20 protein-coding genes and 1 pseudogene are annotated in these 25,120 nt (G+C 46.6%); 9 read left to right on the top strand and 12 right to left on the bottom strand.

Annotation, left to right across the window (positions count from 1 at the left end; all coding sequences use genetic code 11):
- Positions 1–141 precede the first annotated feature (141 nt).
- From QVE09_RS23980 to QVE09_RS23965, 4 genes and pseudogenes are all read right to left on the bottom strand, one after another.
- Complete coding sequence (locus QVE09_RS23980; protein WP_315938835.1) at positions 142–696, bottom strand: GNAT family N-acetyltransferase; 555 nt, start codon at positions 694–696, stop codon at positions 142–144.
- 159 nt (positions 697–855) lie between these two features.
- Positions 856–1,239, bottom strand: a pseudogene (locus QVE09_RS23975) (RNA-guided endonuclease TnpB family protein); the annotation flags it as partial.
- A 213-nt stretch (positions 1,240–1,452) separates the two neighbouring features.
- Entirely contained in the window at positions 1,453–3,633 is a 2,181-nt protein-coding gene (gene gnpA, locus QVE09_RS23970) for a 1,3-beta-galactosyl-N-acetylhexosamine phosphorylase (protein WP_315938834.1), read from the bottom strand.
- Positions 3,634–3,646: 13 nt separating this feature from the next.
- Complete coding sequence (locus QVE09_RS23965; RefSeq protein WP_315938833.1) at positions 3,647–4,666, bottom strand: glycoside hydrolase family 88/105 protein; 1,020 nt, start codon at positions 4,664–4,666, stop codon at positions 3,647–3,649.
- Positions 4,667–4,837: 171 nt separating this feature from the next.
- Here QVE09_RS23965 and QVE09_RS23960 point away from each other — a divergent pair, with 171 nt between their 5' ends.
- The 3 genes from QVE09_RS23960 to QVE09_RS23950 all read left to right on the top strand — a co-directional run bounded on the left by QVE09_RS23960 (position 4,838) and on the right by QVE09_RS23950 (position 10,268).
- Positions 4,838–5,791 carry an AraC family transcriptional regulator gene (locus QVE09_RS23960; protein WP_315938832.1) on the top strand — a complete coding sequence of 318 codons (954 nt, stop codon included), beginning with the start codon at positions 4,838–4,840 and terminating at the stop codon, positions 5,789–5,791.
- Positions 5,792–6,021: 230 nt separating this feature from the next.
- Positions 6,022–9,153 carry an ATP-binding protein gene (locus QVE09_RS23955; protein ID WP_315938831.1) on the top strand — a complete coding sequence of 1,044 codons (3,132 nt, stop codon included), beginning with the start codon at positions 6,022–6,024 and terminating at the stop codon, positions 9,151–9,153.
- Positions 9,150–10,268 (top strand): response regulator, encoded by a 1,119-nt coding sequence (locus QVE09_RS23950; RefSeq protein ID WP_315938830.1) that lies wholly within the window; start codon positions 9,150–9,152, stop codon positions 10,266–10,268. Before QVE09_RS23955 ends, QVE09_RS23950 begins: the two co-directional genes overlap by 4 nt.
- A gap of 112 nt (positions 10,269–10,380) precedes the next feature.
- Here the strand turns inward: QVE09_RS23950 and QVE09_RS23945 are convergent, their stop codons facing one another.
- The 4 genes from QVE09_RS23945 to lpdA all read right to left on the bottom strand — a co-directional run bounded on the left by QVE09_RS23945 (position 10,381) and on the right by lpdA (position 15,073).
- On the bottom strand, positions 10,381–11,565 hold the full coding sequence (locus QVE09_RS23945; RefSeq protein WP_091038856.1) for a DUF4317 domain-containing protein: 1,185 nt from the start codon (positions 11,563–11,565) through the stop codon (positions 10,381–10,383).
- A 284-nt stretch (positions 11,566–11,849) separates the two neighbouring features.
- Positions 11,850–13,022: an ABC transporter permease gene (locus QVE09_RS23940; RefSeq protein ID WP_315938829.1), complete on the bottom strand. Its 1,173-nt coding sequence runs from the start codon at positions 13,020–13,022 to the stop codon at positions 11,850–11,852.
- Positions 13,006–13,638: a biotin/lipoyl-containing protein gene (locus tag QVE09_RS23935; RefSeq protein WP_315938828.1), complete on the bottom strand. Its 633-nt coding sequence runs from the start codon at positions 13,636–13,638 to the stop codon at positions 13,006–13,008. The genes QVE09_RS23940 and QVE09_RS23935 overlap by 17 nt, the downstream gene beginning before the upstream one ends.
- 49 nt (positions 13,639–13,687) lie before the next feature.
- A complete protein-coding gene (lpdA, locus tag QVE09_RS23930) occupies positions 13,688–15,073 on the bottom strand; it encodes a dihydrolipoyl dehydrogenase (protein WP_315938827.1) in 1,386 nt (461 codons plus the stop codon).
- A 201-nt stretch (positions 15,074–15,274) separates the two neighbouring features.
- Here lpdA and QVE09_RS23925 point away from each other — a divergent pair, with 201 nt between their 5' ends.
- The gene (locus QVE09_RS23925) at positions 15,275–15,850 is read left to right on the top strand and encodes a TetR/AcrR family transcriptional regulator (protein ID WP_315938826.1); all 576 of its coding nucleotides are present in this window, start codon (positions 15,275–15,277) and stop codon (positions 15,848–15,850) included.
- 155 nt (positions 15,851–16,005) lie between these two features.
- Positions 16,006–16,086, top strand: coding sequence for a putative holin-like toxin (locus QVE09_RS31560; protein ID WP_370739116.1), 81 nt, complete (start codon positions 16,006–16,008; stop codon positions 16,084–16,086).
- A 219-nt stretch (positions 16,087–16,305) separates the two neighbouring features.
- Here the strand turns inward: QVE09_RS31560 and QVE09_RS23920 are convergent, their stop codons facing one another.
- Complete coding sequence (locus QVE09_RS23920) at positions 16,306–17,013, bottom strand: DNA alkylation repair protein (RefSeq protein WP_315938825.1); 708 nt, start codon at positions 17,011–17,013, stop codon at positions 16,306–16,308.
- Positions 17,014–17,525: 512 nt separating this feature from the next.
- On the opposite strand from QVE09_RS23920, the gene QVE09_RS23915 reads away from it, so the two are divergent.
- Together QVE09_RS23915 and QVE09_RS23910 are read left to right on the top strand one after the other, a co-directional pair.
- On the top strand, positions 17,526–18,695 hold the full coding sequence (locus QVE09_RS23915; protein WP_315938824.1) for a glycoside hydrolase family 27 protein: 1,170 nt from the start codon (positions 17,526–17,528) through the stop codon (positions 18,693–18,695).
- Complete coding sequence (locus QVE09_RS23910) at positions 18,696–18,899, top strand: hypothetical protein (RefSeq protein ID WP_074093540.1); 204 nt, start codon at positions 18,696–18,698, stop codon at positions 18,897–18,899. It abuts the gene before it with no gap.
- A gap of 2 nt (positions 18,900–18,901) precedes the next feature.
- Here QVE09_RS23910 and QVE09_RS23905 read toward each other — a convergent pair whose 3' ends face one another.
- Positions 18,902–19,711, bottom strand: coding sequence for a helix-turn-helix domain-containing protein (locus QVE09_RS23905; protein ID WP_315938823.1), 810 nt, complete (start codon positions 19,709–19,711; stop codon positions 18,902–18,904).
- 81 nt (positions 19,712–19,792) lie between these two features.
- Between QVE09_RS23905 and QVE09_RS23900 the strand changes: the two genes are divergently transcribed.
- Positions 19,793–21,328 carry a carboxylesterase/lipase family protein gene (locus QVE09_RS23900; protein ID WP_315938822.1) on the top strand — a complete coding sequence of 512 codons (1,536 nt, stop codon included), beginning with the start codon at positions 19,793–19,795 and terminating at the stop codon, positions 21,326–21,328.
- Between the two features lie 529 nt (positions 21,329–21,857).
- On the opposite strand, the gene QVE09_RS23895 is transcribed toward QVE09_RS23900, so the two are convergent.
- Together QVE09_RS23895 and QVE09_RS23890 are read right to left on the bottom strand one after the other, a co-directional pair.
- Positions 21,858–23,018 (bottom strand): uroporphyrinogen decarboxylase/cobalamine-independent methonine synthase family protein, encoded by a 1,161-nt coding sequence (locus QVE09_RS23895; RefSeq protein ID WP_315938821.1) that lies wholly within the window; start codon positions 23,016–23,018, stop codon positions 21,858–21,860.
- A gap of 114 nt (positions 23,019–23,132) precedes the next feature.
- Positions 23,133–23,702, bottom strand: coding sequence for an SF0329 family protein (locus QVE09_RS23890; RefSeq protein ID WP_315938820.1), 570 nt, complete (start codon positions 23,700–23,702; stop codon positions 23,133–23,135).
- A gap of 251 nt (positions 23,703–23,953) precedes the next feature.
- On the opposite strand from QVE09_RS23890, the gene QVE09_RS23885 reads away from it, so the two are divergent.
- Entirely contained in the window at positions 23,954–25,009 is a 1,056-nt protein-coding gene (locus QVE09_RS23885; RefSeq protein ID WP_315938819.1) for an ankyrin repeat domain-containing protein, read from the top strand.
- Positions 25,010–25,120 lie beyond the last annotated feature (111 nt).

Below are 25,120 nucleotides of genomic sequence, written 5' to 3'. Positions count from 1 at the left end.
GTCTCCTCTAACCATGTCATATATCAATATTATTATAACGAGTAAGGGAAAGGTTGGATACTGCAATCCAGGATTTCCGGAGGCCTTTAATTCAACTTTTGTTTGAACCCGATCTGATCCTACGTCGAAACGGCGATCACGTTATAATTTCAAGAGCATTTCGTACTGGCCGACATGATACGTAAAACCTGATTTGACCAGGAGGAAATCTTCCATCGGTTTTAGATGAGATTCCACATTGAGGACACTGAGTCTAGGTGATTCTGTGCGTTGGACCATCTCTGTCAGTATGCTGCTTGCAACACCTACGCCCCGGTAATTTTGGTTCACTGCAAGCTGTGGAACATCACCTGTTTTTTTATCTATAATGCCATAGCCAATAATGCTGTGATCCTGACGTGCAACCACATAGATAAAAGCCTCCGGTACAGCGTAGATGGAATCAATTGAATTTTGCCAGGAGGGCTCCACATCCCAAAATTCCTTAAACTGCTCCAAATCGATTCTCTCCACACATTCCACCGTGCAGGTCGTTTGCGGTATGAATTTATCTTTTTGCAACTGGAAACATGAAAATTCCCTTTGAATTTTGAAGTTTTGTTTACTGTACAGCTGAACTGCAGATTCGTTGGATTGGATGACTTCCAGCAAATAGTGCTCTACATTTTTTTCTTTTAACAGCTTTTGAATATTCAAGAGCAGATCGCTTTTGACACTCCCACCCCTAAAGGGGCAAGATCACTAAAATGATTGGGATTCTTAGCTAAGCTTAACGTCCTCATTTCATTTCTGCTTTGGACAGATGCTAAGATTAGGGTATGCCATTACCCCTCCTAAGACAGTGCATATAGCATCTTAGGCTGATTGACTGTTACCGCCAATCACAGTTGCGTAGCGAATATTCATCGCCCCAACGATATCACGATGTCTCTTGAATCCACATGGGCACGTATATCTTCTATCTTGCGCCTTGTTCTTTTTTGAACATTCTGGACAGGTTTGACTTGAATATGCAGGGTTCACATATTCCACTTTGATCCCTGCCATGTTTGCTTTGTATTCAATGAATTGTGCCAAACGGTAGAATGACCATGTGTGTAGATTCTTTTCGTTTTTACGACTTGTTCTTGTCGTCTGCCTAATATTCGTTAGTTGCTCTAAGCGAATGACAGAAGTCTTATTTTCGACTGCGAAATTAACGATTTCACGACTGACTTTGTGGTCTTTGTCTTTCATCCAAAAAATTAAGAAGGCAGACATTTCGGATACTTGAAGCATCACAATAGTGATACTCCGTATCCGACCTCACTTTCATCCCACATCTAAAGAATTGGGCTTTCTCGTTCAGGGATTCTGTAAGATCCGCAATATATACGTTAATGAAATTGATTCAACTCATAAATAAAATAGACCGCTTCCTGGTTAAGGAATACGGTCTATCGAGTCATCATTCTATGGGGATACCGATTTTGTTAAACCAATTTTGGTGATCACCGTATCATACGGGTCTAATTCCATGGTCTGTTTTCCATGCTCTGTATTGATCGTCGTGGACTGAACCTGATCGCTATTATTGATCACAACCAATATGTTGCTCTCAGGGTAGTAGGCGCACTCCGTATACAAGTTATCCGTGATGTACTTTGTTTCATGGAATTCATTGCCCGCAAAACGGATCAAATTCAGAAGTAGTCTTGTATTTTCCCAGCTGAATTCGAAGGAAGGCAGATAGATCCCTTTTCCTTTTCCAAAAGCATGTGTGGACAGTGTGATCTGACCATCCGTTTCACTCACTACAGCTGCTGATCCATCAGTAAGATAAATGTTATTTTTTGGAAGTATGTTGGCTCCCTCAGGCACCAAACTATGCTCATCGTGAGCCTCATACGACCATTTTCCATGAACTACCCTTGCACCTGTATCCTCATCTACCCCAAGCACATGTGCCATTCTGAAAAAGCTGTCGTACCCGTGGGCCGCTGAAGGCTGGTTGATACCCATAAATGTACCGCCTTCGTACACCCATTGGGTCAGGATGTCTACACATTGGTGGTCACTCCAATGCACTCCACCACTCCAGGCAGAACCTGCAGAGCCGGCATTGATGACGACATCTACATCCTTCAATGCGCCCTGACGAATATCATCAAAATCAATAAACTGTACGTCAACAGGCAACCCGGCTAATGCCTCATTCACATGAATCAGATCATGCATATGTGTTTCATGAAAATGGCCGGACAAGGTCCACGATCTTAACTTGCCCCAGCTATGCAGAACGGCTACCTTTGTCTTGATCTGATACGGTTTTCCCTCTTGATGCAGCTCTTTCATTTCCCTGAATTCATGGGCGATCTTCTCGATATAATCCACAAAGTCCGGGTAAGGCTCAACCAGATGCAAATATCCACCCAGTCCAATCCGGTCAATCGACTCACGCAGCAGCGCACGCCGGATATTAATCCAATATTTCTTCGCATCCAGGGTAGGATCTCCGCCCTCCTTGAAGGTAGGAAGCCCGCCTAAGCCAACTGGGAACAAATAGGGATGCAAGCGAATCTCATGGGTATCAGCCTTAACGCCTGAGCACATTCTTGCCTCATAACCGGAGAACACACATTTGATCATGCCGTCGAATCCAAACTCCTCAAAGCGGTCATTGTACGGCTCCATGCCCACCCAACTGTCATCATAGAAGACATACGCCAGCTTGTTATGTTTGTGCACAATATCAATCAACTTTTTACCGAATTCAATGACAAAATCATTGATAAATGCCATCCAGTCCAGTTTGCGCTGATCCGCAGGCATATGAGTGACCTGATATTTACCACCATTCACAAAGTCCTCGGCTGAGAGTGAATACCCATATTTTTGAGCAAACAGATCCAGCGCTCTCGAACTCACCGTAAAATCATATGAACCCCAATCCGAGAACAGATGGCGATTCCGCTCATCACTGCCCCAGATCCAGGCGAAGTTATAAAATAGGGACGTAAAACGTACAACCGTTGTTTCCGGGTGGTCTTGGCACCACTTTTCCATCCAATCCAGCAGATACGTTTGTGTGTCCGTATAGATCGGGTCAATCTGCATCAGGTGCTCTTTGTCCCAGTTATTCGTCGTATGATTGTACATGGAGATCTCTTCCCATATCCGATAGACCATGAAACTCACCGTGTATTTATGCCAAGGAGCAACGCCGGTAATGACAACATTGCCTGATTCCCTTTCATAATTCCACTGTCCTCTAGGTACCTCTTTCCCAGTCGTTCGATCATAAACTTGCCAATATTTAAATGCCTCTTTGGAATCATTCACTTTAAATTGTTCTGCAAAAAAGTCCTCCATCAGATAGATGGATACATAATCTTGTACAGCGACCTTCGGATTCGTAATGAGAAAACATTGCTGCAGCTTATCCAGATTACGGGATGCCCACTCATTATGATCCCGAATAATGCAAATGGTTGAATAGATGCCGTATCCGGCATTGATAATCTCATCGGACAACTTTGTACCGTCACTGTCACGGATCACATCGGCACCCCAGCGATCGGCAAGTTCCAGCGTCAATGCCTCATAACCGGATTCTCCCGGTAGTGTAAAGGAGCCTTTCGTTGGTTTGGACAATTGGGTTCCCTCCCTATCTCAACATATCGGACAGAAAAGCGAGTGCCAGGCCCTGACCCCAGCCCTGAATCCAGTCTTTTGGAATATTGCGATAGCCATCCCGATCCTTCATCACCGCCGTACCGCCAGATACACTAAGCACGCGCCCATCTTCGCTAATGTTGTTCAGGATGCCTTCCAATGCCTTTTGCACGTATTTGGTATGCAGCGGATTGCCGTTATTGATCATGGCTGCTGCAATACCCGCTGAAGCTGACACCTCTTCATACGAATCTTCGTCATCCAAAACCGTACGCCACAAGCCGTTCTCGGTCTGTACCAGCTTGAGGGCCGCTAATTGATCGCGTAGTGCACATTCTACATCCATACACTGCGGATACAAGTACCAGTCGTTCAGTTGCGGTTTCACTTGAGACATCGTATAGGCTCCCCAAGCATTCGCTCTTCCCCAGTAAAATCCGGACATATGGTCCTTGTTGATATTGTTATAGCCGTGATACCACAGACTGCTGGTCGGATCTTGAAGGTATTTGATATGCCAGTAATACTGATTCAGCGCATCTTGAATCATGGCTTCATCTTTTAATTTGCTACCTACGCGAAGCAGGAAAAATGCCGCCATAAACAAGGTATCCGCCCAAGCCTGTTCCGGAAAATCATTGGAAACGGATACCGTATGCTGAAGCACATTGTCTCCAAAGCGAAGTGCATGATTCTGGAGATAATCGACCTTACTGAGGACAATATCCCAATATTTCTGATCCCCGGTTTCTTCATATAAAGTGATGAGTACATGGCCCATGGCACATGTATTTACCGTCCAACTTGGCAGACCCAGCTCGATATATTCGTCCGCCCACTTCACCAGCCTGTCCAGAATCTCTTGGTTGCCTGTCGTTTGATAAGCTCTGGATACGCCATAATAAGCGACACCGCCGGGCCAATCCCATGTCAGATCCATATCCAGTGTTTTCTTGGTAACGCTCTCGATTACGTTTAGAATCTGTTCCCTGTCATATTTCACTTGAAGCATTGTTATTCCCCTCTCCCTGCGCACACGCCCCCAAGTGCGCCCTGAGAGGTGTCCGTCCATTTTTGTAAACGCTTTACTTATTCCATTGTAAGCAGTAAAATAGTCTCAATCTAAGCATATTCGCAACAAAACTGTGCAATTTCAATCATTTATACATAGGAGTCCTCGAAAATGCCCAAACCGAAGAAACCTGTCATTGAATATCGTCACTACAGCCTGCCCATTGATTTTCCTGTCCTGTTACTCAGTGGAGACCGCTGGAGAATATCCGATATCAAGAGTGAGCATCTTCATTTCCATAATCACATGGAGATTGGCATCTGTTATTCAGATGGAGGCATCATGGAGATTAAGGGGGAATCTGTTCCTTTTCGTGCAGGCGACGTCACGTTCATTCCCCGTTATCTTCCGCATACCACATACAGTTCACCTAATAACGCCAGCCTGTGGGCTTATATCTTTTTTTCACCGGAAGAACTCTTCCGCCATTCACTCAAAACATCCCAAAGTCACATTGAACCGAATCTATGGGCTATTCAAGGAACCAATTGCATTCTGAATAAGGAACAGTATCCCAAAATCCACACACTCGCAACTTCAGTGGTAGAAGAGATAAAACAGCAGTCCCCCTATTATCGGGAGAGCGCGTACGGCTTGTTGATGTCTCTATATATTGAACTGCTTCGCATTCATGCGAGCAGCGAGCGCTTGTCATCTCAGGATCAGGAACGGGAACGAGAACGAGACCTCCAAGGTGACTTGGTCATCTCACCTGTGTTGGAGTTTATCACCAAAAATTACATGATGCCTGTGACCATCGATTACCTCGCTGATCTGTGTCATCTGAGTACAACGCATTTTCGCCGCAAGTTCCATGAAATTATGGGAACCACGCCGCTTGATTTTCTGAACAGTACCCGAATTGAAGAGGCATGCAAACGATTAAAAAGCACCGAGGCCTCCATTCTGTCCATCTCTGAGCAGGTCGGCTTCCGATCCATCTCCAGCTTTAACCGCTGCTTCGCCAAACTGATGGGAGAATCGCCCAAAGCCTGGCGCAAAGGGGCTCATACGGAAGCACAGTCTGCAAAAGCATCCATACTGGAATTTACGGGTTGGGTATGAATTCACGTACAATATATTGAAGTAACCTTTTTCATAAAAAAGGTACAAAAAAGCCCAAAAGTCGTGATGACTTTCGGGCTTTTTCCTTACAATAAACAAATAATAAACAGAAAAAAATGTCGAAATTTGATTGCGCCCCCTAGAGATATTCGCTACAATGCCGATAGAATACAAGAGATTTGGTCCGAATCTTCCAATGGATCAAACAACCTCTAAAGGAGCAGCATTTCGTGTTATTAAAAATTTCAGGCGTTGTCCTGACTGTTGTACTAGCTATTACCGTACTGCTGCTGTCAACGATCAGAGAACCCCAATCTGCGGCGCTTCATGCCCGTCAAGGTGTTCTGGACCTCTCGGCCTGGAATCCTGAACAAGACGAGCGGATCAAGCTGGACGGGGAGTGGGAATTTTACTGGGAGCGATTGCTTCCTGACGAATCTGCAACATCGAATCAGGCTGGTCCAACGAATGCACCCGATACCTATGCAACCGTTCCCGGCTCCTGGAATCGACTTAAAGTGGATGGTGAACGATTGCCAACCCACGGCTTCGCTACGTATCGACTAGTGCTGCGTAATGCACCTGCTCGGGGAACGCTCGCGATCAAAAAAATGAACATTCGTTTTGCCAGCGAGATCTACATCAATGGCAACAAGCTGCTGGAAGACGGGCATGCTGTGGCAAAATCAGCAGGTTACCGACCAGGCAACTCCCCCCAGATTGGCTTTTTCCCCTATCATGGCGGTGACATTGAGATTTTGATTCGGGTGGCTAATTACGATTACACGGACTCTGGCATTCCGGGTCCACTCTTTTTCGGCGAACAAGCAGCCATGCTGAAAAAACATCAAATGAGCACAGCTATCGAATTCGGCACGCTCGCTGTACTGGCTACCATTTCAATCATATTCCTCGTCAGTTACCTGGGGTCTGCACTCTACCGAAACAGGGACGATTCCCTACTGCTGATTGGTCTAATCTGTCTGTTATATGCACTCTATAACGGCATGATCAGCGAACGTGTGTTATCCATGGCGGGCACGGAAATTCCCTTTAGCACACTCTATAAATTAAAAGATTTCTGCTCCGTGGCATGTCTGGGTCTGTTAACCTTTTACTTCTACCGATTCAAAACAGGCATCCTGTCCGGTCTGCTCACAACGGTGATCCTGATCATTTTCGGAGCTTATTTATGCATGGTCGCGCTTCTGCCTATTTCCGTCTATGGGCTTGCTGCGCCTTACGTCGTCGTTATGTACACGTTGCTGCTATTGTGGTTGCTGTATCAATGCGCATCACAGTTTCTGACCAGTGAGAAGGGCGAACGGCTCTCTACTTTCTTGTGGTATGCGGCTCTCTTAAGCATCATGCTGTATTGTCTGGACATTAATCTCTTCTCGATCTCGCTCAAGGAAAACATGAACATCGGACAGGCTTCCATTGTCCTGTTCAGCATCCTGATGCTGTTTCTGGCGGTGCTTCGGTTCTTCGAGGCCTATCGTACGGTCCGCACTCTCAAAGATCAGCTGCTCTTGCTGGACAAGGTGAAGGATGACTTCCTGTCCAATACCTCGCATGAGCTCAAAACACCGCTGAATGCGATTGTAAATATCAGTGAGAGCCTGCTCAAAGGTGCCGAAGGCCCGCTTACCGACGAACAGGCGCACAATCTGGCGATCGTGACGGGAAGTGGCAGACGTTTAACCTATCTGGTCGATGAATTGCTGGATTATTCGAAAATGAAACATGGCGACATCCCGCTCCACCGGTCTTCGACCGATCTGTACTCGTTTGTCGAATCGGTCATGCGTATGCACTCCTTCCTGCTTGGTACGAAAAAGGTGGAGCTTATCAACCGCATCCCGGCGCATTTCCCGCCGATCTATGCAGACGGCAACCGACTGATTCAGATTTTGCATAATCTGATCGGCAATGCAGTTAAATTCACGGAACGTGGCACGGTAAGCATCCAAGCTGCGGTCGTGCAAGGCAAAGCGGAAATGCGTATTGTGGATACCGGCCGTGGTATCGGTACGGACAAGCTGGAACATATCTTCCTGCCGTTCGAGCAGGAAGCAGATACGGGGCCAGTAGTTGCCGGAGGCACCGGTCTAGGACTAAGTATTACACGTAAGCTGGTTGAGCTGCATGGGGGGACCATTCATGCGGAATCAGCACCTGGCATGGGTGCTACGTTCATCCTGACTTTTCCACTGGCAGATGGCAAAGGTGAGAAACGATCTAACGTCATGCCGATTACCATCGCTCCTACAAGTCATGGTAATCAGCTGCTCCGGTTCGAAGAACCAAAGATTGTGGAAGGGCTTCTCAACGAATGGATCATCGTTGTGGACGACGACTCGGCTAATTTGCAGACAATAGTGAACCTATTGAAGCTGGAAGGTTACAGTTATGCGGTAACCGCACGTTCCCCTTCCGTACTGGAACTACTGGACCAGCTTCCTGCCGTGCATCTGGTCATTGCCGACATCATGATGCCGGACATGTCGGGTTACGAATTGCTGGAACGGATCAGGGAGCGCTATTCCCCTTCCGAGCTTCCCGTGCTCATGCTGACGGCGAGTAATAAAGCTAATCAATTGAAGCTGGCCTTGGAAAAAGGCGCCAATGATTTCGTATCAAAGCCGTTCGAATCGGAGGAACTGCTGGCACGGATCGGCGGTTTGACTCGGATGAAAACATCCGTGCAAGCTGCGCGAGATGCGGAAATATCTTTTTTGCGGTCTCAGATGAACCCGCACTTTCTATATAACGCCCTGAACGCCATCGCCGAATTGTGCGTGGATGCGCCGAATCGGGCAGAACAATTGATTTTGCAATTATCGAGTTACTTACGGCGGAGTGTGCACTTTAAACATCTGGACTCAAAGACTAGCCTGATGAACGAACTGGAGATGATCGAGGCATACGTAGCCATAGAGCAAGCTCGCTTTGGCCACCGGCTGGAGGTCATCATCGATGTAGATGCCGACGTGAACCGGAACATGGACATTCCGCCCCTCACGTTGCAGCCCTTGATTGAAAACGCGATTCGGCATGGACTGATGTCCAGCATTCGCGGTGGTCGCGTCATGTTGTCCATTCGCAATCTGAATGATACGGAAACACGATTCACCATTGAGGACAACGGAATTGGCATAACCAAGCAACGGATGGAGGAAATTCGGCAATCCACGGACGGCAGTAACGGCGTTGGACTATGGAATATCTCCAGCCGATTGAACCTGCTGTATGGCAGACACCTTCAGATGGACAGTCTGGACGGCGAGGGAACGCGGATTACATTTGATCTTCCAAATCAACGTCTAAGCACAGATGGGAACGGGGGTTATGATACATGATAAAAGTCATCATCGTGGACGATGAGGATTTGTCGCTGAAGCGACTGAATCGCATTTTGACAGAAAGCGGAGAAGTCGAGGTATGTCGTGCGTTTCATGATCCGGAGGAAGCCTGTGAATATGCGGCAGAGAATAGCTTCGATGCGGCATTTCTGGACATTACGATGCCTCGCATCTCGGGTATGCACCTCATTGGTGAATTGCGTAAACATCACCCTTCGCTCCCCATTGTGCTGGTGACTGGATATGAGGAATATGCGGTGCAGGCCTTCGACAAAGAGGTGATCGATTACGTCATCAAGCCAGTCACGGCAGAGCGACTGAACCGCAGCATCAAGCGGTTGCAGGAAAAGCTTCACAAGTCCGTGACAACGCCTGAACCAGCGGTGCCTGAACCCAAACTAAACGTTCGTTTGTTCGGTGAATTCACCGTGTTCGGCGGAGCAGGAGCAGACAGTCCCATCAAGCTCAGAACGCCCAAAACCGAAGAGTTACTTGCATTCTTGCTGTATACCAAATCGACCACCCGCGATGCCTTAGCCGATACGTTGTGGAAGGACCTCAGTCCGCAGAAAGCCTGGACCAACATCAATTCCACACTGTACTACGTGCGACGTGCCATCGGTGATAACAGTGACGTGCCGATCATTCTTAAAGACAGGAATGGCATCCGTATCGACCGGGAAGCGATCAACTGTGATCTGTACGAGTTCGAAGCCTTGTTCCGGCAGATGCGTCAGGCATCGGCACATCGCCCCGAGCTCTTCGAGCGAATGGACACGTTGTATACGGGTGAACTTCTGAAAGGAAGGCATTATGAGTGGGCTTTCGCGTGGTCCAGACAGCTGGAGCTGGATTTCATCATGACGATGGAAACTGCTGCCCACTATCACGCGAAGGCAGGCGAGCCGTTACGGGCGCTGTATTATTTTGAACGGATCCTCCAGATTGATTCAATTCGAGAAGATATTCATCGTGAGATCATCCTGTTGTATCTGTCCCTTGGACGAAGAACCGAGGCGCAGCGACAGTATCTGGTTCTGGAGGAATTGCTCCAAGAGGAGCTTGGCTCCAGTCCGGCAGCGGATATCAAACAACTGCTGCGACAGTCATGAAATATCAAGAAAGCCCAAGCTTTGGCATAATGCCTAGGCTTGGGCTTTTTTTCAACATAGATGGACGTTCATTCGTCCTTGTCGGATGATTTTACACCGTCATGGTCTACAATCAATCCTCATTTATAAGTTTTTCGGTATTGAGCGTAAATCCTTCAATCACAACATCTTCGTCCACTTCAATCATGATGCATCGTCTGCCTTGATAGTTCACCTGTTTCACATATCTCAAGTCTTGCGGGCTAACCGAAATCGTAGCAACCTTGGTTTCGATCTTAATGGACTTGGACGTAAACTTCGGCATAACACTGGTCGCTTTCATCTCATAATTCTTGTTATCAACGATGGTTTCGAAAGCCCGTTCCACTTTCTCCGTCGTCAGATCCTCTATACCGCTTGCGGTCAGTACACGTTCCAGATCTTTATAATCCAGCTTCGGAGGTTCTTCCTCATGGGACTCTTCGTTAATTTCGATGACTCGGTTAATCTCCTCATATACATGTGCAATGGTGGCTGAATCGAGCTGTTCACCCGCCACTTCCTTAACGATATCTTCGAAGATCGCCCGTTCTTCCAGTGCGGTTACGGATCTTTCTCCATTCAAAACATTTTCAACAAAATGCGGGTCCGGGAAATTGGATTTCCCTGTGCAATATAACACTCGATTCACATCGGAGTAGTTGTCAGTCACGCTAGGGTACAGGAATCCTTGCTCTGGCGTGCTTAATTTGATAATCGGATCGACAATAATGTTGTATTTGAACTCTCTCTCCACGTAATCAAACAAGAGCGTTTTCCGCTGTTTCTCCGTGGAATTCACGCTGCACAGAATGAACGGATGGGCGAACACTTCATTCTTCTCACTCTCTTCCGTAGCTTCGTTTCTAGCCTTGGTCGGCAGATAATACTGTCCACGCACGAACGTAGCTACCATATCCCGCTCAAACTTCGTATCCACCAACATTCGATCCACGAGCAGCAACATCAGATCCTGCCATTCATCCGGATCCCCTGTTACCAGCGCCTGGTGAAGCAGCACCTGGGCCGGGTCCTCCGCCGCTTCCTGGAACTTCAACTCAAACAACTTCTGATCCAAATCACCTGTCAGCAACTTTTTGAAATTGCCCATGTACAACTCCTGCTTCTCTCTGTCCACCAGTTCGAACGGGTGACGCTCCCAGTGATAGACCTCGTTGGTTTCCTTCGTAATATAAACGTTGAGAATATCGTAAATATTCAGTAGATCATGATCGAGTTTAAACTGCTTTCGTATATGCGCGACTTCTTTTTTATTCATGATTCGTTAGACAACTCCCATAATAAATAATTTTATCTGCGTGCAGCTCTATATCCTAAAAATCAGTGCTCCCTTGGAAGTTTTTATCTGAGCAGTAGGTCACAAATGGGCGCAGCTATGGAGTAGCTGGATCAAGCCGTTCTTGCTCTCCATTTCTGTACTCTCAGTGAAAAATTATATCATATAATGATGACGATTAATGAGAATCAATCTATGGAAACAGAAAGACGCAACAGGAATGACTCCCGTGCGCCTTTTTTCGTTGCTTAACGATTCTAAAACAATTAACTACTGCTCGGCATTATATCCGTATTCAACAGGGGGGCTCTGCTGGAAGAAACTTTCCTGGTTTCCCGTAGAAACAGTAATCCTATAAACAAGGACACTCCGCCAATAATAATCAGCAATGCCCCCAACTCCTGACTGTAGGCTGTCAGCGCCCCGTCCCGAAGCGCCATTCCACGAATTAGGCGGTTAAGCCAGTTCATGGGTAGTGCCCATGCGAACATTTGGAACGGTTCTGGGAACGCCAGTGGCGTTAATTGAATTCCCGTAGCCAGAAAGGAGGGATACAATACAAAACTGGTTCGTAGACTGACTTTCGACATGTCTTTGGCAGTGTATCCAATCAGCATACCCATGAGTGACAAGGCAAAAGCATAAACAACCAATGGAATGATGAAAAGATAAGGCTCTGCTTCAAACCGCATTCCCCCCACTTGTTTTAACAATCCATAGGATAGAAGCAGCGAAAGGGAACTCAACACGGCGTAAGGTACACTCCGAACCCATAGCTGGAAAGGTGACCTTCCGTTTGCAAACAGTTTCCCTTCCTGACGAAGCCGAGGTGCAATTGAGCCCGCTGCACTTGTTGTAATCATCAATACTACGATATTCACAAATCCAAGCACCATAAAACCGACATAACTGGAGGTTGGATTAAACAGCATCCGCTGCTGAAGGGATAACGGTGATACGATTCCTTTAGCTGTCTCGGTATCCATCCCTTTTTGGATCAAACGTGTCATGGAAAGGGTCATATTTTCCGTCTGGATGATCTCCTGAATCGCAGTGCGAATACCGGTCAGCCCCGAGGGCATCGTGTTATCCATCAAGATGCCGATATTTGTCGATTTCCCTTGTTGTTGGCGCAATCCCAACTGATTGGGAAGCATAATGACCGCTACAGCCTGCTCGTTAGCAAGTATTGTTTCAGGACTCATTCGGCTCGCATATACGCTTTTGATGCTCATGTATTGAGACGCATTTATTTTGGAGATCAATTGTCGTGAATATTCGCTATGATCCTCATCAATGACCACAACTGGTGATTTACTGAGTTGATTCTGCGAGAACATTAAACCAAAAAATAGGGCTGCAATCATTGGCCCAATAAAAATTAGCCGTGTATACTTACTTCCTGCGACGTACCTCCACTCGTCAATCAGTGATTTCATCAAGTTTCACCTCTGCTGTCATCCCCGGAAGCAAATCGGTATTCGAATCCATCGATATTCGGACCAGAAACATACTTAAATCGGCTTGCCCTTTTTCCCGTGACATGCGCAAGGTTGCGAACTGAGGAGCAGATGAAATTGAGGTAACAATCCCCTTCACCTGCGTTGGCTGATCCGAATACGGAAAATGAACATCAATACTTTGATTCACTTCAAGCTGTTGAATTTCACTTTCCTGTATGTAAAGGTCGGTGTAATACGTATTCTTTTGCACAACTGCCAGCGGCACTCCTGCTTGGACTTGATCTCCCTTCTCTACATTGACTCGGTCAACCAACCCGTCATACGGTGCGAGTACCTCCACATCTCCCTCGTCCGCTAATTTCACTTTGAAAAGAATCTCTCCCTCTTTCACGGAGTCACCTGCAGACGCGCCCGCCTCTTTAATTGCCCCGGGACTCTTCTGATAAAATAAGGTCGTTTGCTCTGCCTCAAGTATGCCTTGTTTCCGGCTCTCGGCCTGACTTACAGCATCCTTCCCTTTAACCGCAAGAAGTGAACCTCCAATAATAAACACCATCGCAATTCCGATATACAAACCTGCTTTTAACTTCATCTTTTTATCTCTCCCATTCCCAATCCTCGTGTATGGTTAAATTTGCTGACTATTTTTGCTTTTTCATTTTGGTGACCGCGTTCTCGGCTGCCTCCATGATCACTTCTCCCAAAGTCGGATGAGGATGAATCGTCATGGCCAGATCTTCCACGGTTGCCCCCATCTCAATTGCGAGTGCGAGCTCCGATATCAGTGTGGATGCCTCCACGCCTACGATTTGCGCACCAATGACAATTCCTGTGGTCGGGTCTGCCACTATTTTCACAAATCCTTCGGGTTCTCTTAATGCCAATGCTCTTCCGTTGATTCCAAAAGAAGATTTTCCAATAACCACTGGAATGGCCTGTGTTTTGGCTTCCGTCTCACTTACTCCAACACTGGATAGCTCCGGATCAGAAAAGACAACAAGCGGAATCACCTTGTAATCCACTTTGGAGGTAAGACCCGCAATGGCTTCTGCGGCTACTTTGGCTTCATAGGATGCCTTGTGGGCAAGTGCCGGACCGGCTGTAATATCTCCAATGGCATAAATGTGCGGGATAACCGTTCTGCACTGTTCATCCGTCTCAACCAGTCCTTTGTTTGTTGCGGGCAAGCCTATGCGTTCCAGTCCTAACTGGCCGTCTGTATTGGGTTTCCTGCCGATTGTGACCAATACATATTCCGCTGTAACCTGATGCTGCTCCTGATTTTTTGAATAATGAAGTGTAATGGAATCCGCCTTGTGCTCCACCTTTTCGGCAATCGCTCCGGTTACGATCTGGATGCCGTCCGCCTTTAATTGTTTGACTACAGGGGCTGCAAGTTCCGCCTCGAATCCAGGCAATACTTGTGCGCCTCCCTCCAGAATCGTTACTTTGGTTCCGAATTTGGCATACATCTGTCCAAGCTCCACCCCAATATAACCTCCGCCGATCACAATCAGACTACTCGGAACCTCCTGTAGAGATAATGCTTCAGTGGAAGATAAGATGCGACCTCCAACTGGAAATGCTGGCAACTCAATTGGACGAGACCCCGTTGCCAATATGAGATTTTTAAAAGAAATGCCTTGCTCCTGTCCAGTTTGCTGGATCATGGCTGTGTGCTCATCCACCAGACTGGCCTCTCCTTCCAGAATGTTCACACCCGCAGTCTTTAACAAATAGTGGACGCCACCTGCCTGTTTATTCACAACCCCCTGCTTAAAATGCTGAGCAATCTTAAATGTCGCTGCCGCGTCAGCTTGATTGAATTGTCTGAACAAATCATAGCGTTGTGATTCCGCAATTAATGCTTTGGATGGTATGCAACCCACATGTGTACAGACTCCGCCGAGCTGTTTACGTTCAACAATCGCCGTCTTCATCCCCAACTGCGAAGAACGAAGCGCCGCCACATATCCCCCTGGACCTGATCCAATAACTAACGTATCCACAGATTCAAGCTTGCTCATAATCTGATACCTCCCGATTTGAAGTCAATTTAAAATATGATGACCATAATATATTATAACCATCATATTTTAAGACCGTCAACAACCGTATTTGGCCCTTTTATAAATCAACTGATATTCATTCGCCAAATTGACAGGCTTTATTATGATGACTATAATATTTTAGAAAAGCAGAATGATGAAATTATGGAGTGAATGATAATGCCCTATCCCAAAGGACATAAGATAAAAGTACGAGGTAAGATTGTGGAGAGTGCGGCTCGAGCTTTTCGCACCAATGGTATCCAGGAGGTGAGTGTCCCGTTTATTATGAAGGGAGCTGGATTAACTCACGGAGGGTTCTATTCACACTTTGACAACAAGGAACAATTGGTTGCCGAAGCCTGTGAATATGCCATTAGTGATACCATTACACTTCTACAGAACGTGGCTGATCAGGAAGAGCAGAATTCCAAAATTAATAAAGTAATCGATTATTATTTGAGTCCCTATCACCGCGACCAAACGGAAATGAGCTGTATTTTCCCTTCCCTCTCCAGCGAAATATCCCGTTCGTCCGAAGAGGTTCGGCAGGTATTTACCCATGAATTGGAGCGGATGATCGCTTTTATCTCCAATCTGGCTGAAATCGATGTGTCCAGAGGTCGTGCACTGTTCAGTACAATGGTTGGCTCGCTTGTACTTGCACGCTCTGTTAGTGATCCTGAGCTTAGCGACAGCTTTCTCTCGGCGGGCAGGCAGCAAGCCAAAGAAATGGTTAAAAGGAACGATATGTAGCCTTGAAGTTGCTATATGCTTATTATCTAGCTGTCAACAAAAAACACGCCTATAAATGGCGTGTTTTTCTTATCTGTTTGCAACTAAATAAATTCCATACCAGCCACCGTAACGCTCTTCTCGTATTCAAAGTACGAGAAGGGAGGTGATGCCTTGTGACAGTATTTGAAGCAATTATGCTAATGCTTACCTTCGGTTTGCTAATTGTAGCGCTGCTGTCCAATAAAGACAAATAGACCGCCCTCTGGCTAAGGGATGCGGTCTATTTAGTCGGTACCCTGCTTGTTAAGCCCACCGCCCTTAAAAGCGGCTATTGCATCAGGGAGTTGTGTTAGCGCACGGCTCTCTTTGCATTATAAGCTGTTTCTGTCCTCATTATAACATGGAGATTGTGGATTTCAATCCCACGATAACCATATGTTCCGTATGTTAAAAATGACGATACGGCGAAAATTTCAGCACCTTACATATTTACGCTTGAACCCCGTCCGCCCTTTTTCCACTGCCTTTTGGATATTCTCAGAGGCATTCAGCAGCTTGCTTTTGGGCATGTCCTTGTTCACTTCGACAGGGCCAACGGCCTTGGCCGTCTCCACCGCCTGTTCGTGCAATGGTTGATAGGATGTTGCAACGGTGTACAGGAAGTTGTTCATCGAATATTTCGTTCGTTCCGGAGATTCGTGAATCGTATTTTTCACTTGTTCCAGCATCTCCATCAGTTTATTCTCCGAAAACTCAGCATCCTTTCGACTACCGAGCAACCAACAGTAACAGCTCCATCCTGCTGACATTTTCAGTTCATCTCCGCTCGCGATCCACTTATCCGAAACTTCTTGAGCAATATCCGTCTCTGCCAACGTGACGGCAACGATGAAATCAGCGATCATGTAAAAATAAGCAGCGTCAATCCAACGGTCAAAATCAGCTTCCGTCATCGCTTGAGGATCGGCAATCACACCCGCAAAATACATCGCATCATAATTCCCCGTTGCGTATAGTTCCTCTGCCAAAGGCTGATCCTTTTTGATCTGCTTTGCCATTGGTTTCATCGCCCCAGTTGCCACGCCAAATAGCGGTTCATGCGCACCGTTGGAGATGTAAATTTTTTTCGTTCGTTCTTTGCCCAGCGCCTCTAACTCTTGCATCACTTCATCTAGATTCATTTTGCAACACTCCCAATCGTATAAATTATATATCTGATCAAAATCAAACAGACACTTATGTTTAACGAAAAACCGGATAGGTAAATCGCTCATTATCCGATTCAAACCGTTCTGCCATTTGCATAATCATTCCGGCGAAATTATTACCTTTCGTATGGGGACTCCTCACTGGAGTATTTTTCCTAAAAAAACTGAATACTATTCAGATTTCCCCGTTGCTCTACCATCCTGTTCGGGCATTATCATCGATCATAACATCCATGGCATCGTTTCGCACAGATCCCTGAAAAGATAGATATAACTTCTGCGCAGACAGGCATTTTTCCTTTCTTGTGTTTCTACTGGCAACTTCTGAATACCTTCCCAGAGTCTGATTGGAAGAGCTAATTCCACCAGCACAAGCAGAGCAACATATGTCCATGTCCAAGCAACGTTAAGCTATGGCAGGAAACGTCGCTCATCGTTTATGTTCAGTATATTATTGTTAACAAAACCGAGATGAGGAAGGATGCGTGAGAAGGAGCAACAATCAAGTGTTAGGCTTTGCCCCTGCCCTGGGCTGGAATTCGTGGAATACCTTTACGTGGGATATTAACGAACAATTAATTCGGGATGTCGCTGATGTGTTTGTATCGGAAGGTTATCTGGCCGCTGGCTACGAGTATATTGTCATTGATGATTGCTGGAGCCTGAAGGAACGTGATGCGAGCGGCAATCTGGTGGCTGACCCGGAGAAATTCCCGAGTGGAATGAGAGCGCTTTCTGATTATATCCATAGCAAAGGACTAAAGTTCGGCATGTATTCATGCGTGGGTACACATACATGTGCCGGGTATCCAGGCAGCTTCGAGCATGAATTCCAGGATGCTGCCCTTTTTGCCGAATGGGGCGTTGATTATTTGAAGTATGATTACTGCTTCAAGCCGCGCCATATCTCAGGAGAGCTGCTGTACAAACGGATGAGCCTTGCGCTCAAAAACTGCGGACGCGATATCCTGTTCTCCGCCTGCAACTGGGGAGCCGACGATGTATACGATTGGATTCGGGAATCGGGCGCTCATATGTACCGCTCTACCGGCGATATCCGCGACAATTGGGATTCAGTGAAGGAACTTGCCCTGTCTCAATTGGGAAAACAAAGCTACACCGGCTCCTTCTGCCATAACGACATGGATATGCTGATTGTAGGTATGTACGGTGGAAGCAACAATGATTATATTGGCAGCATCGGCGGATGCAACGACATCGAATATAAAACCCACTTCTCACTCTGGTCCATCATGGGTTCCCCATTAATGATCGGATGTGACGTGCGCAAGGCTAACCAGATTACAAAGGATATTCTCCTGAATCCTGACCTGATCGCTATCAATCAGGATGTAGAAGCACGCGGAGCTTACCGCATTAAACCAGAACCGCAATGGTTTCACACGGACGATGTATTTATGCTGGTGAAGGTACTCACAGATGGAGATCTAGCTATTGGTTTCTTCAACCTGAGTGACAGCCAGCGGGAATTGTCTTTGCAATTTTGGGATATGGGTCTGCCTTACGCTGCCGGTTACGCCCTGTCCCTGTATGACTGCTGGGAACATAAAGAACTTGGCGTATTCCGTGAACGCTTCGCTCCCGTTGTCGCAGCACATGATTGCCTCGTCGTCCGGGCCAAACTGGTGAAATAGATGGCTCAACATCGCCTGTGCACCTCCTGTCAGGTTCCGCTCTCTTCAGACGATGTGGGCATCTACCTCAAATTGATCTCGCGCTCTGCCCAGCAATTTCTGTGCATTGATTGTATAGGAGTGAAGCTGAACTGTGGACGCGAGCCTATTGAGAAGCTGATCCGTTATTTCCGAGAGTCCGGAAACTGCGCCCTGTTCCGTTAACTTTATACCTTCGTCCGGTGGAGCGTCATGTACGCTGTTGGCGTGTGTGAAGTTACTTTCTTGAATACTTTGGAAAAATATAACGGATCATTGTAGCCGACAGAATAGGCTACCGATTGAATCGGCAGGCCTGACGTCTTCAGCAGTTCACAGGCGCGCTCGATTCGGCAGGATGTAATATACTCCAAAACAGACTTGCCGGTTGCTGCCTTAAACAGACGAAACAAATAACTGCGCTCCAGATTAACTGCCTTTACGATCTCCGTGACGGTCAATGTTGGCTTCCAATAGTTCTGCTCGATGTACTTTCTCGCCAGCCAGACATAATCCTTGGCGTCCACCTGCGGCTCCTTCGGATAATGTTCCATATAGTAGGAGAGCAGCAGACGCAAACGTGCATCCGCCCGTAGCAATTCATAGGATGATGCACCCGCGTTCCAGGCAAGGTGGAAAAAAGGCTGCAGTGTCTCCGGCGAGACCGTCACCACGGGTTGTACCTCTGAGAGCTGCGTCAGCCCAAGCAACCGCCCGGCATCCTCACCGCTAAACTCCACCCAGACGTACTCCCATGGATCTTGCGGGTCTGGATAATAGTAAATCTCTTTTTGCGGGAATATGATAAAGCTTTCCCCCGTAACTAGCCGAAAAACGCGCCCGCCCGTCTCCAGCGTCCCTTGGCCGCGGATAATATAGTGCAGCGCATAAACGTCACGTACACCTGGCCCCCATTGGTGAGCGTTGGCCGGCTTGTGACCACCGCTGATAAAATACAAATGACTTGCTCTACTGCTCTCATGCCAAATCGGATTCAACCTTGATTCCCCCTTTCTAATGCCACGTTGATCAGATGTTCGGTAACGCTTACACGCTAAATCCAGAGAGGAGAATGTTGTATGCTTAGAATGGTTACGGTAGAACATGGACAAGTGCAAGGACTGCCCGCGGCGGACCCGCGGATTACCAGCTTCAAGGGAATTCCTTTTGCCGCACCTCCTGTAGGTGAGAACCGCTGGCGCGCTCCGCAGCCGCAATCGAACTGGGAAGGTGTACTGCAAGCTTTTGATTTTGCCCCCATCTCGATGCAAGCCCCAACAGTCATCGATGATAACAATATTTATACCCGCGAATGGGCCGTTGATCCCGACCTGCCCATGAACGAGGATTGCCTGTATCTGAATGTCTGGACACCAGCCAAACGCACGGACGAGAAGCTGCCTGTCTTTGTCTGGTATTTTGGTGGGGGCCTGCAAGTCGGCCATACAGCCGAAATGGAATTTGATGGCGAGCGAATCGCTCGTAGAGGTATTGTCGTTGTGACGATTAATTATCGGCTGAATGCCTTTGGCTTCCTGTGCCATCCTGAGATTAGTGCCGAATCCCCCCATGCACCCGCCAACTTCGGTCATCTCGATCAGCAAGCAGGTACCCAGTGGGTCAAACGCAACATTGCCGCCTTTGGCGGTGATCCAGACCAGATCACCATCGGCGGACAGTCAGCAGGCGGAGGAAGTGTACTCAGCCAGATGACCTCTCCGCAAAATAAAGGCTTGTTCCAGCGAGCCGTCATCATGAGCGGTATAGCTACCGAGTTGTACCCGAAGGTCCGCGTGCCTTCTGTCCGCTCCACACTAAGGGATGCAGAGCAAGCAGGGGTTGAATTTTTCGGCTTCCTGGGCGTATCTTCCCTGGCTGAGGCGAGACAACTGGATGCTGAATATCTCCGTGACAAAGCACTCGAATACAAAAGCTTCTGGGGAACCGTCATCGACGAACAATTCTGCGCAGGCGATCCGTTTACTCGTTTTGTTCAGCAGGAGCGCGAGGCGATACCCGTAATGCTGGGGCATACGTCTTCCGAATTTTGGACCCGTCCCGCCGCAGCCAATCTGGAAGAACTGAAGCAGATGGCTGTGGAGCTATTTGGCGAGGATGCTCCTGCCTTTTTGCAGCTATGTGAGGCTGATACCGGCCAAATCGAACATGCTCTGCAACAAGCATCGGTCCGCATGATCCAACATGCCATTCTGCTCGCCATCCGCGCGAACAGCGGTCATCCGTCTGAAACGCCTCTCTACTATTATAACTTCGACGCCGAGATTCCGGGCTGGGATCAGCCAGGCACTTTTCACTCGGTTGATCTGTGGTTCTTCTTCGAAACACTTGCCAAATGCTGGCGGCCTTTCACAGGCAAGCATTATGATCTGGCCCGCCAGATGTGCAATTATTTATCCAATTTTATTGCTACAGGTGATCCAAACGGTCCGGACTCCACCGGAAAGCTGATGCCTCATTGGACTCCTTGTACTACGGAACAGCCGTATCTCATGGAATTTGGTAATCAGGCTCAATTACAGAAGGCTGAGCCCGGACCGATGCTCGCGTTTCTAATTGAACAATACTTCAAGAAACAGAATGCACCTGTTGTTTAAAACATGAGGTTTGCCCTCTCACGATATATGTAAGAGCCATGCTGTTGCATGGCTCTTTTTACATTTGGGATGGTTAAGCATGTGTTCATTCGTCTACTTATGTGCTTTCCCACATGTCTGATATACGCCACTTCGCCATCTGGAAGATACTTTTATACATCTTAAACATCAGTCAATATATCATGGTGGAGCTTTAGATAGCACTTGCGAAGTCAATTCTACCACGTATATCAAATCATTTTGTACATCCTATCTTTATATGGATTATTCGTTTATCGAATCCTCGATTATCTATGTAATATATCCCAGCAAAATTATACACTTCATATGAACGAACATGATACCTGATATGCAATTCGATTGCATAACCGTTTCGCAGCGATGATAGTAAAAAATAGCTCCATCCCAGTTACTCATTAAGGGGCTAGATTCAAAGTTCTTTCACGCTAAATAAAAAATAAAGATGACTCAAAGGTCCATTAACGGCCCTACGAGTCATCTCTTTAATTCAAAATAGTGTTATTTCAATCTAGTTGTTCCAATATTGCTTCGCAATCTTCTGCCCCTGATCAATCTTCGCCCATTGCTGAGCTTCGCTTAATTCGTTACCGCCATCACAAGATGCAAAGCCGCATTGGTGAGACAGCAGCAGCCGATCCTTATCGATGATTTTGGAAGCTTCGTCCAGCAAACGGACAACACGTGCTTCATCATCGAGTGTACTCGTTTTGGATGACAACAGACCCAGTACAATTTCCGTTTCAGGTCTGTCCTTGAACACTTCCAGAGCTTCAATTGAACCCGCACGATCATCATCCCACTCCAGGAAAAAACGGTCATACTTCAATTGCTTCAGGAACAGATTAGCGATTTTCACATATGATCCACCGCCCATGTTGCGGGAATCATAATTGCCGCGGCAGTTATGTGTCCACATTTTCAAGCCAAGGCTATGACCAAAGTCAATCACGGTATTATTAATATCAATGAATTCGGTAGCGAGACCCTTTACTTCATCTTGATTAATATGCTCCCCTGTAAACGGAGAGTTCGGATTGTCGTCTGCAAACAGTTCCCACAAGCAATCATCGAATTGTAGAATTTTACCGCCTATAGCAGCGAATTCTTCGACGAATTCCTTATACGCGATCACAAGGCCCTCTTTGAGTTCCTGTTTGTTCTGATATACAGAATCCGTACCGCCAATGTTATCCGACCAGGAAAGCTCACCGAAAATATGGGAAGGCGATGGTACACAAAGTTTCGTTTGTTGCTCGCCAGCCGTGTCTTGCAGTTGTTTGAACAACTGAATGAAATGATGATTTTTCCCACTCAATTTGTCAGTGATGCGCAGTCCAATATCTTTGCGTGTTTCATATTTCGACGTTCCGTCCACATCTCTGAAAAAATAACCATGATCCGCGATGTAACGCTTCACGCCGCCAAATCCCCATACAAAGTCTAAATGCCACATCGATTTGGAAAATTCGCCATCGGTAACCACGGACAAGTTATGTTCGATTTCCTTTGCGACAACTTGTTTGATTGCCTCCGTCTCGCACTTCTCATATCCTTCGTAGTTTTCATAGAACGGATATTGGATATCATCGTTATGCTCAATTTGCGTTTTATATTTCAACAGCTCATCCGGCCGCAATAAACTTCCTACGATCTGGAACTTATCAGTCATCTAAAAAACCCCCTTGTTGTATACATTGATCATATCACGCCGAGAGCAGTTAGAAGGGATACTTAAAAACCATAACTAGTTATAGTTAAAAGCTATATCAAAAGTTATTCAATGTCACAACGTACTACGCCGTATTTCATAGAAATACTGTACAGCTGGATGCTTTAACTTGATCTGCTCGGACATGTTCAGGATTCGCTTTTTGCCAACTCGTCTGTCCATTAAAGCCAGAATATTAAACAAGATATCCTTGCTCTCCAGATTATCCTCTATAGAAGTTGATAAATATGTCGTGGCTGCAACGGTAAAATTCGATTTACTGAGTGCGGTCTGAGCCACCAAAAGCTCTTTGGCATGTACAGAGATTTTTCTACTTCTAGCCATGACATTAATACGATCCTCGGGAACGGGTCCTTTGGAATCTTTTCGGATAGCTTCAATCTCTTCATCGCTCACAGGAATCACAATATTCTGATCATTCTTGATCTCCTGCTCTGTCTGATACCATCGGATTGGGGTTGTAGTATCGCTCATGTTGAGTACATTCTTTTTATCTACAGTAATATAACAATTGCCTGATTTATCAGGTGAATAGCGATAGCTGGTAGCACGGTACTCCACCCTTCCAACTAACGCAGGACTAAGAAAACTCTCCAGTTGTTGCTTCAATTTACTCCAGGACATAGATCCTCCTATTATTAAAAGCCTACCGCATGAATTGCGGCGATCATTCAAATATTTTTCAATCCGTCTCCAGTATCAACATTCACCTAAATTATAACATAGCAAACCAAATTGACGATGGAAGAAACCCAGTTATTGGTTTTAAAATCCCCTATGTGATAAAATTGCAGAAAATTATCTACTTACTATTAAATCGTCATAACCTACCATTGGAACTTACGTTGTTATTCACAAAGGAGAGGAAGAGTGTAATGGCTACGAAGAAAGCAACCTTACCTGCTCATATGGAAAAACTCGTTAAAGATAATGATATCGCAACCGTAAAAGAAGTCTTTGAGCAATGCGAATGGGTTGCCCGCGGGGGTTACAGCAAAGGTACGGCCCTCAGCTTTCGGCATATTTCGGATGAATTGGTCCGCTGGCTGATAGAGCAAGGGGCAGATATTAATGCACGTGACAAATATCAACGCACGCCTTTACATGCCCATGCCTCACACTGGTCAGGAAATGTACCCCTGTTCCTTGAATTAGGTGCGGATCTGGACGCTGTGGATTACCAAAATGAAACACCGTTACATGCAGCGGTCAGTGGGTATCGAACCAAAGTGGTTCAAGAGTTGGTAAACCAGGGCGCTACGATTAACGTAGAAAATAAACAGGGTAATACGCCATTAGCTAAGGGGTTAGTCAATTGTAGGAATAGCGATATAGTTAATCTGGCAGAGATTGCCGCAATTCTTCTGGATGCCGGAGCATCGGTCACCCCGGATATGAAAGAATCGGTGAAGCGGATCGGTAAGGATTTTGAATTCGTCCGTGAGAAGTTCAATAAGGACAAGGTCGATGGAGTTTCAGACGCGCTGATCAAACTGTACCAGTTATTTGATGTCGAGCCGGTAGCGAATCGGATCATGCACGATGGGACTGCACCCATTCAGGTAAAGGCAACCACTTGGCCCAAGCAGCACCAAGAGCTGTGGGAATATCTTATCCCGGCCCAAGGCCACGCTCAAACGGTGCAGGGAGAGGTCATTCGCATCACAGGACGTGTGTCCCATGAAGTATTGGATAATGGCGGAGGAAACTGGGATGCGGAGTATCGCAAGATGCTGGATGCACTGATTCGTCACCTAGGCACTGGTGCGCCACTCGCCCCGGCTCTGCTCCAAGAGGCAACAGACTTGGTCAGCAGGCTTCGCAATGGATACGATTTTGATGCGCCTGCCAGATTATCCGAGTTGGCGGTATTATGGGTGCTTTCCAATCCTCAGCCAGTCGCTATAGAGAAGCCAGAGTATACGCGTTAAACAGCAAAGCAAAAAAAAGAAGCGGAAAAGTTACCGCTTCTTTTTTTCTATTAAATCTACCTGAATCATACTCCGTATCCATGATGACAACGATTCGTTTTCTTCGTCTTA

The sequence above is a fragment of the Paenibacillus sp. ClWae2A genome, assembly GCF_032452295.1.
GTDB lineage: Bacteria > Bacillota > Bacilli > Paenibacillales > Paenibacillaceae > Paenibacillus.
The sequence above is the reverse complement of the archived record's forward strand: the minus strand, read 5'-3'. Positions and strand labels throughout refer to the sequence as shown.